We start from the raw sequence: 11,440 nt of genomic DNA on the forward strand, positions 1-11,440 counted from the left end.
ACACTGGGCCGCCCTCCATCGTACGGGCGTGCGGAAGGGGGTCCAGGGTCGAAGTGCCTCTTACCGATCCCTAGGCGAAGCGGGCCGCGAGGATCACTACGTCCTCGGCGCTGTCCGCCTCGTCGAGACCGTCGGGCAGCACGGTGCGCAGGACGTGGTCGACCACGGCGTCCGGGTCGTCGCGCACCGCCTTGGGGACGCTCGCCGCGGCCGCGTGCAGCCGGGCGAAGGCCCGGTCCATGGGGTCGCCGGTGCGGTGCAGCAGGCCGTCCGTGTACAGCAGCACCGTTTCTCCGGGCTCGGTCGAGATCTCCACGCTGGGCGCTTCCCAGCAGGCCAGCATGCCCAGCGGCGCCGAGAGCGAGGTCTCCACGAACTCGGTGCGCCGGTCCCCGACGATCAACGGCGGGGCGTGCCCGGCCCCGGCCAGGACGATCTTGCGCCGAGCCGGCTCGCAGTAGGCGAACAGCGCGGTGGCCGAGCGGGCTGGCTCGGTCAGGCGCAGCAGGAGTTCGAGGTCGGAGAGCACGGCGACGGGATCCTCGCCCTCCATGACGGCGTACGCCCGAAGGCTCGCGCGCAGCCGTCCCATGGCGGCCACGGCGCTCGGCCCGGACCCGGTGACGGAGCCGACGGCGAGGCCGAGCGCGCCCTCGGGCAGCGGCAGCGCGTCGTACCAGTCGCCGCCGCCGCGCGGCCCGGTGCGGCGGCGGGCGGCCAGCTGGACGCGGGCGACCCGGGGCAGCCGGCTGGGCAGCAGTTCCTCGGCGACGGTCGCCACGTGGGCGCGGGCCCGCTCCAGTTCGACGAGCCGGGCCAGGTGCTCGGCCGCGTACCGGATGTAGAGCCCGACCAGGTGCTGCTGGCGCTCGACGGGCTCCGCGCTCTCGTCGTAGAGCCATACGGCGGCGCCGAGCCGGCCCGCGGCGTCGGTGGTGAGGGGGAGCGCGTAGCTGGCGGCGTAGCCGAGGCGGGCCGCGACCTCGCGGTGGCGCGGGTCGACTCCGGCCGGGTCCGCCATGAGGTCGGGGCCGCCGTCGGCGTCCGGCAGCCCGTCCAGGATCCGGCCGTACGCGGTGGCGCTGCGCGGCACGGTCTCGATGTGGCCGAGGTCGGCGTGGGCCAGTCCGAGGCCGGTGGTGACGGCCGGGCCGAGGCCGTCGGCGGGCTCCAGGACGACCAGGCCGCGCCGGGCGCCGACCAGCGCGGCACCGGCCTTGAGGAGCTCGTTCAGGGCGTCGTCGAGAGCGGTGGTGCAGGCCAGCCGCTCGGTGAGTTCGTGCAGCGTGGTGAGATCGGAGACCCAGCCGGCGAGGCGGTCCTGGAGCTCCGCGCCGGGCGGGGGGTGGGCGGCGGGTGAGGGCAGAGGCGCATGAGTGTGCGCGGGGGGCGGAACGGCTGGATCGATTCCAGCCACTTTCGGCAGGTGAGGGGCGCTCATGGCAGCCGGCTTTCCGACTGGTTGATTCTGCTCAATAGCATCGCAAACCCCCATGTCATTCTGCGCCGCTATCAATGCATCCACATGTACACGCACAAGTGAGGGGATGTCCAGCATTGTCATAGCGGGACTATTGGTGTCCGTGGGGCGTTGAACTTGGCCAAAAAATGATCCTGGTGGCCCAGCCCTGGGGTCGACTGAAGCCGTTCAACTGTGCGTCGTTTCAACCGCGTTGGGTACGTAATCGGTGTGGTCCGGGGCAGTTGAGGATGCCCCGGAACCTTGCGGCCGGCCTGAGCGTCTTAAGAGCCGACCGGCCACGCCTCATCCCCGAGCGGCGGGGTTTTTGCACACAGGACGGCAAGCGCCACGTACGCGCCACCCTTCGCCATGCTTTAAATGGTTACGGGCAGTGGCCGTCGCAACCAGTGGTGACCGCCCATGATCGGTCCTTGGCGGGTTCCCCGTACCGCAGGCTCAAGCTCACAGAGCAAGTACGCGCAGTGAAGAGATGCACACATGGTGTGATGTGGACTCGGCGTTCAACGGAAAGGAACGAGCGCCCATGCGCGAGATCCTCGGAAGGCGACGCAGGTTCCGGTTCCGGCGCAGTGAAAGGGCTGCTCAGCTCGGCGCCGCGCTGACCTGTGCGACCCGATGGAAATGGCCCGTGCTCCCCGGTGTGGGACTGGCCGCGAGCGGGCGCGGCTGTGCCTGTCCCGACCCTGAATGCGTGGTGCCCGGGGCGCACCCCTTCGACCCCGTACTGCTCGCGGCGACCACCGACGAGCGCATGATCCGCTGGTGGTGGATTAACCGGCCGGCCGCGCCGGTCCTGCTCGCCACCGGCACCGGCGCGCCCTGTGCGATCAGTCTCCCGGCCGTCGCCGGAGCCCGGGCGCTCGCCGCCCTCGACTCCATGGGCGTGCGGCTCGGCCCGGTCGTGGCGACCCCCACCCGGTGGTCGCTCCTGGTGGCTCCGTACTCGATGGAGCGCCTGGGCGAGCTGCTCTACTCCAAGGACTGGGTGCCCAGTTCGCTGCGCTTCCACAGCGAGGGCGGATATCTGGTGCTGCCCCCGTCGCAGACCGGCAAGGGGCAGATCCGCTGGGAGCGCCCCCCGCTGGGAGCGGCCGGGCCCTGGCTGCCGGACGTGGAGGCGGTGGTGGACGCGCTGGTCGAGGCGAGCACCAGCGCACCGGACGGCGGGAGCCGGCTGGCGTACTGAGAACGGGGCGGTCCCGGGAAGCACGCGGGAGCCGGGCCGCCCAATGAGCGAGAAGGCGGTCCGGTTCCCGGGCCGCCTTCACTCTTTCGGGTGTGAGCGGGCCCTGGTTGTACGGGAATTGGCCCAGCGCACCACGGGGCGCCCGGTTTCCGTGGATACCTTCGGCCCACCGTCAGGAATTCCAGAGCAGGTGGGTCCCTCCATGAATCTCCAGCACCTCCGCATGGCCGGGCTCACGGCCGTAGTGGTGGGCACCGTGCTGCTCCCACTGGCCGCCTCCGCCGGGCCCGCCGGAGGGCCCGAGAACGGGGGCGCGGCGGATGACGCAAAAAGCCCCCTCACGCACGCCCTCGCGCGGGTGAACAAGCCACTGCTGACGGCCCCCGAGGACGCGGCCGCGCACTGCGGGCCCGAACTGGTCTCCCCCGAAGGGGTCGAGGCGCAGACCTGCGTACTGAACCGGGGGAGCGACACCTGGGCGCGTACCTACTACCGCAACGCCACCGGCCAGGAGCTGGGCTCGGTGCTCACGCTGATGGGCCCGGACGGCCGGATCGTCGAGACGAACTGCGAGGTGGCGGCCGACGACCAGCCGGATTCCTGTGAAACCCCGCATCAGAGTGCGTCGGGGCGGTCCGCCACGGCGGGGGAGTATTCGGCGGTGTCGGAGTTCTTCGGGGCGGGAGAGGACTCACCGCTGCTCCTGCGTTCCGGTAGCAACTCCACGGAACCCGCGGCTCGTTGACCGAGCCGGTAAATGGAAGGGCCCGGTCGCTGGCGACGGGGGATGCACCAGCGACCGGGCTCTTAGAACGGTAACAAGAGATCTGTCGTTCGCAAATTCGATCTCGGTAATTCGGACACCGATTTACCTGTGGGTACGGGCAGTTGTGACAGGAGTCACCTGTCGGTCGACCGAAACCGTCCCCGCCGTCACTCTCAGCTGAGGGTCACTTGGCGGTTGGTGAGACCGCCACGGGCCCGGCGCTCGTCCGCGGTGAGCGGCTCCTCGGCCGCGAGTGCCCCGGCGAGCCGCTCGGCGAACTCGGCGGCCGGCTTCTCGCACTCCTCGGCGCCCATGTCGCTCGGCAGGTCCCAGACCGGCACGGTCAGGCCGTGCGCCCGGAAGGACCCGACGAGCCGGGTGCCCTCGCCGAGCGAGGACGTTCCCGCCGCGTGCAGCCGCGCGAGCGCGTCCAGGAGCTTCTCCTCGGGGTACGGCATGACCCACCGCAGGTGGTTCTTCTCGGGCGTCTCGCACCAGTACGAGGAGTCGACCGACTTCAGCCGTACGGTCGGGATCGCGGCGGCGTTGGCGCGCTCCAGGGACGCGGCCACCTCGGTCGCGGCGCTGTCGGCGTCCGGCACCCAGAACTCGAAGCCGGTGTGCACCTCCGGCTCGAACGCGGCGGCCGGGTCGAGCAGGTCCTGCAGGCGTACGCCGTCGGAGTCGGAGCGCCGGGCGGCGACGGGCGAGCCGGGCTCGGCGACCAGCGCGCGCTTCAGCGTGTCGGCGAGGTCGCGGCTGATGTCGCCGGAGGGGGTTTCGTTCTGCAGGCCGATCAGCACCGACCCGTCCTCGCGGCGCAGCGCGGGCCACGCCATCGGCAGCACGGTCGCCAGCGTCACGGACGGCACGCCCTCGGGCAGCCCGTCCTTCAGGGTCAGCGGGACGGTCGCGGCCGGGACCAGTTCGCGCAGCGCGACCCAGTCGCACTCGCCGGCCAGACCCTCGAAGGGGCGCTGGACCAACTCGGTCACGGCGTGCGAGGCGGCCCGCCCGTGACAGGCCTTGTAACGGCGGCCGGAGCCGCAGGGGCAGGGCTCACGAGCCCCGACGACCGGGATTTCCCCGTCGCTGATCTGCGGCTTGACGGCCTTCGCCTGGGGACGCTTCTTGGCCATGGTGTGGCTCTCTCCCGACTGCGGTGGTGCGGTGTCGCTGTGTCGGGCGCGAGCCTAGCCGTACGGAACGGCCACGGGCGGCAGCGCCGGTTGTCCGGCCTGGCCCGGAGGCGGATCGGCCTGCCTCCGGGTGTCTGCGTGCGCCCCGGCCGCACGCGCCTGCCGAACCCTCGGCCCGGGATTGTTCAGTCCAGGTCGTCGAACGCGTCCGCGAACTCCAGGCCCGCCACCGCTGCCGGCCCTGTGACGCGCGTAGCGAAATCGTCGTGACGGTGCCCCACGGTGAGGACCACCCACACGGTGACCTCGCCGGACGCGCTGTCCCGGACGCCCCAGTCCTGGGCGAGGGCGCTGATGATGTTCAGCCCCCGGCCGCCGCGCGCGGTCACCGACGGCGTCGCCGGGACGGGCCGTGTCGGGCCGCCCCCGTCCGTCACCTCGACCGTCAGCCGCCCTGTCTTGTCGATTCGCCAAGCTGCCTCGATGTCGCCGTCGCCTATGTCGGACCGCCCCAGCGGCCTGCCGTGCCGGCAGGCATTGCTGAGCAGTTCGGACAGGATCAGAACGGCATCGTCCACGACCGGCTCGGACACCCCGCTGCCGAGCAGCTGCTCACGCATCCGGTGTCTTGCCTTGCCCACGCCCGCAGGGCCATGGGGTACGGCCATGCTCGACGACGTGGGCACCTCCTGTGCCACCACCAACGCCACCCCCGAGACCTCCTTCGCCCCACGCCACGGTGTGGATGCCCCAATGGACTGGACCGGAAACCGGCCAATCGACGACGGGAGACGCATTCGTCACGATCGGATACGGAGCGAACGCGCCGGTGCACTCCCTGTAATGGGCGTTACATGCGGCCCAGTTGAGACAAGACCTGTTTCGGGCGGTTGGTGATGATTGCCTCCACTCCGAGGCTTACGCACAGATCCACGTCCTCGGGCTCGTTCACCGTCCAGACGTGCACGCGGTGCCCGGCGCGGTGCAGCCGCTCGATGTACGCCGGGTGGTTGCGCACGATCCGCATGCCGGGGCCCGCGATCCGCGCCCCGGCCGGCAGCCGCCCGTCGCGCAGCCTCGGCGACAGGAACTGCATCAGGTACACGGTCGGGATGTCGGGGGCAGCCGCCGCGACCCGGTGCAGGGAGCGCGCGGAGAAGCTCATGATGCGGACCGGGGAGGTTTCACCGGCCGGCGGCGGCTCAGTGAGGCCGAACCTCTTGAGGAGGTCGAGGAGACGCTCCTCGACCTGGCCGGCCCAGCGGGTGGGGTGCTTGGTCTCGATGGCGAGCTCCACCCGGCGCCCCGCGTCCGCGACGAGTTCGAGCAGCCGCTCAAGGGTCAGTACCGAGGTGAACTCGCGGTCCCCCCAGTCCGGGCTCTCCTCGCTGTCCTTCCAGGAGCCGAAGTCGAGCGCCGCGAGCTCGGAGAGCTCCAGCGCGGACACGGCGCCACGGCCGTTGGAGGTGCGGTTGACGCGCCGGTCGTGGACGCAGACGAGATGTCCGTCGGCCGTGAGGCGGACGTCGCACTCCAGGGCGTCGGCCCCGTCCTCGATCGCCTTCATGTACGCGGCGAGAGTGTGCTCGGGGGCGTCCTCGGAGGCTCCTCGATGGGCCACCACCTGGACGCGGGCGTGGTCTGGGGTGTGCGGGCTGTGCTGCCGTGCTTGGGTCACCGCGTCATCGTGCCACCGACGGGTCACAGGTTGGCGCACGAATACACAGCTCCTGCTTACAGTGGCCTGACGTGCGGTGGGAAAAGCTGAGCGGAGGCATTCTGCACAGTGCGGGATCCGATGTCAGACCCCTGGCGCACCATGGTTGTCGCCGAGGCCCCACGTCGGCGCCCGGCACCACCGCCGAGCACCACCCGCAACACCCGCACCACCGGCATCAGCCGACCCGCCGATCCGTCCCCAAGACCGAGTGGAAACCGAGGAGAGCAAGCTGTGAGCACCGAGAACGAGGGCACCGCGGTCCCGGCCGTCCCGCCTGCCCCGTCGTCTGCACCTGCTGCACCTCCCGCGCCCGCCGCCCCCGCTCCTTCGGACGCCGCACCCGGCGAGGCGGAGCGCACGCTGGTCCACGAGGCCGTGCCGCAGTCGTCCGCGCCGACCCCGCAGCCCGGCCCGGACCCGGTCACCGCGCCGATGCCCGCGACGCCCGGGGCCCCGGCGCAGCCGGCGTACGCGGCGCACGAGCCGGCGCCCGCGCAGAGCGGCGGAGCGGGGTGGCCGCCGCCCCCGCCCACGCTGCCCTCCTACGGAGGCGGTGGCGAGGGCGTGGGAGGCGAGCCCTGGGGCGCCCCGCAGCCCCCGGCCCCGCGCAAGCGCGGCGGCGGGCTGATCGCCGCGGTGGTCGCGGCCGCCCTGGTGGCCGGCGGCATCGGCGGCGCCATCGGGTACTTCGCCGCGGACCGGGACGGCAACGGCTCGGGCTCCACCACCGTCGCGTCCTCCGACACCCCCAAGGACTTCAAGCGTGACCCGGGCACGGTCGCGGGCGTGGCGGCCAGGTCGCTGCCCAGCGTGGTGACGATAGACGCCCAGGGCAGTGACGGCGAGGGCGGCACGGGCACCGGCTTCATCTACGACAAGGAAGGCCACATCCTCACGAACAACCACGTAGTGGCCTCCGCGGCGAGCGGCGGCGGCAAGCTGACCGCGACGTTCTCCAACGGCAAGAAGTACGACGCCGAAGTGGTCGGCCGCGCGCAGGGCTACGACGTCGCCGTCGTCAAGCTCAAGAACGCCCCGGGGGACCTGAAGCCGCTGGCCCTGGGTGACTCCGACAAGGTGGCCGTCGGCGACTCGACCATCGCGATCGGCGCCCCCTTCGGCCTCTCCAACACCGTCACCACCGGCATCATCAGCGCCAAGAACCGCCCGGTGGCCTCCAGCGACGGCCAGAACTCCAAGGCCTCGTACATGAGCGCCCTGCAGACCGACGCCTCCATCAACCCGGGCAACTCCGGTGGCCCGCTGATCAATTCGGCCGGCGCGGTCATCGGCATCAACTCGGCGATCCAGTCGGCGGGCACCGGCGGCATGGGCCAGTCCCAGGCGGGCTCGATCGGCCTCGGCTTCGCCATCCCGATCAACCAGGCGAAGAACGTCGCGGAGCAGCTCATCAAGACTGGTCAGCCGGTCTACCCGGTCATCGGCGCCTCGGTCGGCATCCAGCAGGGCAGCGGAGCGGCCCCGGGCGGCGGCACGGACGGCGCCCAGATCTCCCCGCAGGGCAACGCCGGCCAGCAGCCGATCACCCCGGGCGGCCCGGCGGACAAGGCGGGTCTGAAGCCCGGCGACGTCATCACCAAGTTCGGCGACATGCCCATCGACAGCGGCCCGACGCTGATCAGCGAGATCTGGACGCACAAGCCGGGCGACCAGGTCCCCCTCACGTACCAGCGCGGCGGCAAGGAGACCACGGTCACGATCACCCTCGGCGAACGCAAGGGCGACAGCAACTGACCCGTTGCCGGTAGGCTGTAGCCGCTTCCGCCGCTGGTCGGCGGGGCGTGGGTGGGTTGCCCGAGCGGCCTAAGGGAACGGTCTTGAAAACCGTCGTGGCAGCGATGTCACCGTGGGTTCAAATCCCACACCCACCGCAGGTGCCGGCCCAGGGGTCGGCCGAGAAGGGGCGTTCCGGATTCCGGGGCGCCCCTTTTGCATTGCCCGTCCCGTAGTGCCGCCCGCAGTTTGTGTTTCCGCAGGTCAGCGGCTTGGGATGGGCCTTCGCGTCCCAGGGATGCCGTGAAGTCTGGCTCTTGGGCCAGGGGGAATCGACAGTGGAACCCGTCCGGGGTGGTCCCGGGGCGAGGAGCTGTGGGTGAGAGGTCGAACGTGCCGGCCCGGGAGTTGCGGGAGCGGCGACGAGGGCAGGGTCTACGCGCTGCCGGACGCACGCCTGCGGCCGGGCGTCGGGGCCTATCGCGGGTTCCGGCTGACCGGTGAGCGGCCGCGGGAGCGGCTCGTCGTACCGAGCGGGAAGGTGTCGCTGCTCATCGGGTTCGGGCACGAGATCCGCGTCGGCCCTGCCGGGCGGCACCCCGGTCGGACCGCCGTGCACACCTCGTTGGTGTCCGGCCTGCACACCCGGGCCAGGGTGCTCGGGCACGCGGGCCGGCTGCACGGGGTGGAGGTCACGCTCGCCCCCTGGGCCGCGCAGCGGATGTTCGGCACCCCGCTGGGCGAGCTCGCGGACACCGTGACCGACCCGGTCGACGTACTGGGCAGACGCGTGGAGGACCTGCGCGAGGCGCTGGCGGCGGCCCCCGACTGGCGCGAGCGGTTCGCGCTGCTGGACCGGACCCTGCTGCGGTGGTCCGCCGACGCGCGGCCCGCGCGGGAACCCGGCGCGCGCGGCGCCTGGGACCTGTTGGTCCGCAGCTCGGGGACGCTCCCCATCCGGGAGGTGGCGGCCAGGACCGGCTGGTCGATGGGCCATCTGGAGACGCTGTTCCGGCGGGAGTTCGGGCTCACGCCGAAGCGGGTCGCCAGGATCCTGCGGCTGCGCCGGGCGACCTGGCTGCTGACCACGGGAAGCCGGCCGGTGGACGCGGCCATCGCCTGCGGCTTCTACGACCAGTCGCATCTGAGCAGGGAGTTCACCGCCCTGACCGGCGTCACCCCGGGCCGCTTCCTGGCTGCCAGGGCCGACACCAGCGTGTGGCTCGCGGGGTGAACAACCAGTCGGCCGCCCCGGGTTTGGAACGTACGCGACCGCCAAGTGACGGCCTTGCCCAGTCACCTCCGTGGGGACCCGCGATTTTGTCCAAGACTCAATGGCGGGGCGGATGTCAGAGTTCCCGGTACGGGGACGGACTTCCCGTCCGGGCGAGCTGGTGGGGTCGTGCTCCCAGCTGATCAGGACGCGTCCGAAGCCGGCCGGCGCACGGGAGGCTCCTCGGGGGAAGCCTTCTGTGCGCCCGGCCGGGCCACGTACCGAAGACGCGCCCACCGGGCCGAGCACCCAGGAGGGCCGCGCCGGGCCCGGCCCCGTCACCCGGCCCCGTCACCGGGCCCCGTCACCGGGACATGGTCATCCGGGCCGCCGACGCGATCGTGGCGAGGGCCTCGCGTTCGGTGAGCCCGGTACGCATCGCGGCGGAGGCGAGCGCCCCCGTGAGCTCCTCGCCGATGCCGTTCTCGTACGCGCGGCACGCCGCCCAGAACAGCCGGGTGTTGCGCTGGCCCTCATGGGCGGCCAGCACGAACTGGACCAGGCCCTGCCCCTGGTGATCACCGTGCTGCTGGGGGTGATGAGGGCGCGCGGGAGGTGTGAGCAGGTCGAGAAGTGCGCCTGGGCAGGGGGCGGGGCCGAGGTGGGCGGTGCCGGGCGCGAGGCGGTAGACGCCCCGGGTGCTCAGCGAACCGGGCCCGACCAAATAGCCGCCGGCGCCCCGGATGTCGATGCCGGGGGCGAGGCGGCTCGCGGAGTTCGGCACGACCGCGCCGGGCGGACCGGTCAGCCAGATGTGCCGCCCCCCGCTCGGAGTGATCACGACCACGGTCTCGGGGATTGTGAACAGGTGCCGCAGGGCCAGGTGTTGGAGCGCCGCCGTCGCATCGGCCGCCGGGGGTTTGGTGTCGAGGTCGATGCCTATGAGGTGGTGCGGCGGCCGGCCGCAGGCGATGCCGTAACCGGTGGCCCAGGGCGCGGCCGCGAACAGGGCGCGCACCGCGGCCGGGTCGGTGGTGGCGTCGTGCACCCCGTGCCCCGTGAGCCCGCACTCGCCCCGGCAGAGCGCCGGCTGGGGGTCCTCCCGGTGTGGCGAGGGGAGGGCGGGGAGCTTGGTGCGGGACAGCGGGATGACGGGCAGGCCGCGCTCGGCGGCGGACAGGGCGTGGGCGAGGGCCAGGGTGGCGGCCTGCCGGTCGATGGTGGCCATGGCTCCATGTTCGTACGAATGTTCGAGAAAGGGAATCCCTTTCGGGAGTGACCGGCACGACTCGGGGTGCCTACGGGAGGGTCGGCGCGACGATCCGGTGCCGTATCGGTGTCCTCCGGGCGAGTTTTCGATGGCGGCCAAAGGTTGGCCGAATCCGAGCCGAAACGGTTCTTCTCTTGCGCGGGGGCGGCTCCGGCGCTCGTGATCCAGCCGTGGCCAGAGCTTTGGGAGCGCATTGAGGGTTTATCGACATGTCCTCACGCTTGCGGGCGAAAGATGCCGCGGTGACTGGTTCGCCGGGGATTCGGTGGGCAACTCTGATCCCGCGACGTCGTCACAGCGTCCGGGGCGGTCGGCCAACTGCCTTGGACCAGGGCGCACTTACGGCCAGTAGGTGCGACCTGGAACGAGCCGAACTACCCGTACTTCTGGTTCCTGGAGGAATTGACATGGCAAGCATCCGTACCGCCCGCGTCCTCGCCGCCGTTGCCGCGCTGCCTCTCGCCGCTGCCCTCTTCTCGGGTGTGGCCACCGCCGACAACGGCGCCATCGCGGGCCACGGATCGAACGCGGCGGTAGCCACCGTCAGCGGCAGTGGGGTCGGCCACAACAACAGTGGGAATTCGTCCACCACGCAGCAGCAGGCCGTCGGAGCCGGTGCCACCAACCAGAGCAACACGGCCCAGGTGAACGGCTCGGCATTCACGTCGATCAACCAGGGCAACGGGAACGTCGCCGTGAACTTCTCCCGTCTGTGGTGAGCCGCCTCCCCTGGCGCGGGGTCCGGTCCATGGGGTGATCGGCGGCCCGGGTGACAGTGCTTCGGCACGGTCACCCGGGCCGCTCGCGTGTGCCCGGCGATTCGTCCGTCGCCCGGGGCATTGACAGCGAGGCTGAATCTGACGGACAGTCAGAAACCCTGATCCGTAGATCTGCCCGGTCCCGCGCGCGGGCGGATCGGCGGAGTCGTC

10 protein-coding genes and 1 tRNA gene are annotated in these 11,440 nt (G+C 71.7%); 6 read left to right on the forward strand and 5 right to left on the reverse strand.

Going from position 1 to position 11,440, the window contains the following annotated elements; genetic code table 11:
- Positions 1–70: 70 nt before the first annotated feature.
- The gene (locus ADK54_RS34955; RefSeq protein WP_078966863.1) at positions 71–1,558 is read right to left on the reverse strand and encodes a PP2C family protein-serine/threonine phosphatase; all 1,488 of its coding nucleotides are present in this window, start codon (positions 1,556–1,558) and stop codon (positions 71–73) included.
- Between the two features lie 448 nt (positions 1,559–2,006).
- Here ADK54_RS34955 and ADK54_RS34960 point away from each other — a divergent pair, with 448 nt between their 5' ends.
- Both ADK54_RS34960 and ADK54_RS34965 read left to right on the forward strand, forming a co-directional pair.
- Positions 2,007–2,669 carry a bifunctional DNA primase/polymerase gene (locus tag ADK54_RS34960; RefSeq protein ID WP_053729819.1) on the forward strand — a complete coding sequence of 221 codons (663 nt, stop codon included), beginning with the start codon at positions 2,007–2,009 and terminating at the stop codon, positions 2,667–2,669.
- A 202-nt stretch (positions 2,670–2,871) separates the two neighbouring features.
- The gene (locus tag ADK54_RS34965) at positions 2,872–3,414 is read left to right on the forward strand and encodes a hypothetical protein (RefSeq protein ID WP_053729820.1); all 543 of its coding nucleotides are present in this window, start codon (positions 2,872–2,874) and stop codon (positions 3,412–3,414) included.
- Positions 3,415–3,608: 194 nt separating this feature from the next.
- Here ADK54_RS34965 and ADK54_RS34970 read toward each other — a convergent pair whose 3' ends face one another.
- The 3 genes from ADK54_RS34970 to ADK54_RS34980 all read right to left on the reverse strand — a co-directional run bounded on the left by ADK54_RS34970 (position 3,609) and on the right by ADK54_RS34980 (position 6,252).
- A complete protein-coding gene (locus tag ADK54_RS34970; RefSeq protein WP_053729821.1) occupies positions 3,609–4,574 on the reverse strand; it encodes a DUF5926 family protein in 966 nt (321 codons plus the stop codon).
- A gap of 185 nt (positions 4,575–4,759) precedes the next feature.
- Entirely contained in the window at positions 4,760–5,371 is a 612-nt protein-coding gene (locus ADK54_RS34975) for an ATP-binding protein (protein WP_078966864.1), read from the reverse strand.
- Between the two features lie 53 nt (positions 5,372–5,424).
- On the reverse strand, positions 5,425–6,252 hold the full coding sequence (locus ADK54_RS34980; protein WP_053729839.1) for a glycerophosphodiester phosphodiesterase: 828 nt from the start codon (positions 6,250–6,252) through the stop codon (positions 5,425–5,427).
- A gap of 273 nt (positions 6,253–6,525) precedes the next feature.
- Here ADK54_RS34980 and ADK54_RS34985 point away from each other — a divergent pair, with 273 nt between their 5' ends.
- The 3 genes from ADK54_RS34985 to ADK54_RS34995 all read left to right on the forward strand — a co-directional run bounded on the left by ADK54_RS34985 (position 6,526) and on the right by ADK54_RS34995 (position 9,262).
- Positions 6,526–8,049, forward strand: a complete 1,524-nt coding sequence (locus ADK54_RS34985) for a S1C family serine protease (protein ID WP_053729823.1) — start codon at positions 6,526–6,528, stop codon at positions 8,047–8,049.
- A 50-nt stretch (positions 8,050–8,099) separates the two neighbouring features.
- Positions 8,100–8,186 (forward strand) — tRNA-Ser (locus ADK54_RS34990).
- Positions 8,187–8,407: 221 nt separating this feature from the next.
- Positions 8,408–9,262 carry a helix-turn-helix domain-containing protein gene (locus tag ADK54_RS34995; protein ID WP_159048002.1) on the forward strand — a complete coding sequence of 285 codons (855 nt, stop codon included), beginning with the start codon at positions 8,408–8,410 and terminating at the stop codon, positions 9,260–9,262.
- 343 nt (positions 9,263–9,605) lie between these two features.
- On the opposite strand, the gene ADK54_RS35000 is transcribed toward ADK54_RS34995, so the two are convergent.
- A complete protein-coding gene (locus tag ADK54_RS35000) occupies positions 9,606–10,469 on the reverse strand; it encodes a bifunctional DNA primase/polymerase (protein ID WP_053729825.1) in 864 nt (287 codons plus the stop codon).
- 449 nt (positions 10,470–10,918) lie between these two features.
- Here ADK54_RS35000 and ADK54_RS35005 point away from each other — a divergent pair, with 449 nt between their 5' ends.
- Positions 10,919–11,230, forward strand: a complete 312-nt coding sequence (locus tag ADK54_RS35005; RefSeq protein WP_053729826.1) for a hypothetical protein — start codon at positions 10,919–10,921, stop codon at positions 11,228–11,230.
- The last annotated feature ends 210 nt before the right edge of the window (positions 11,231–11,440 follow it).

This window comes from Streptomyces sp. WM6378 (genome assembly GCF_001279695.1).
GTDB lineage: Bacteria > Actinomycetota > Actinomycetes > Streptomycetales > Streptomycetaceae > Streptomyces.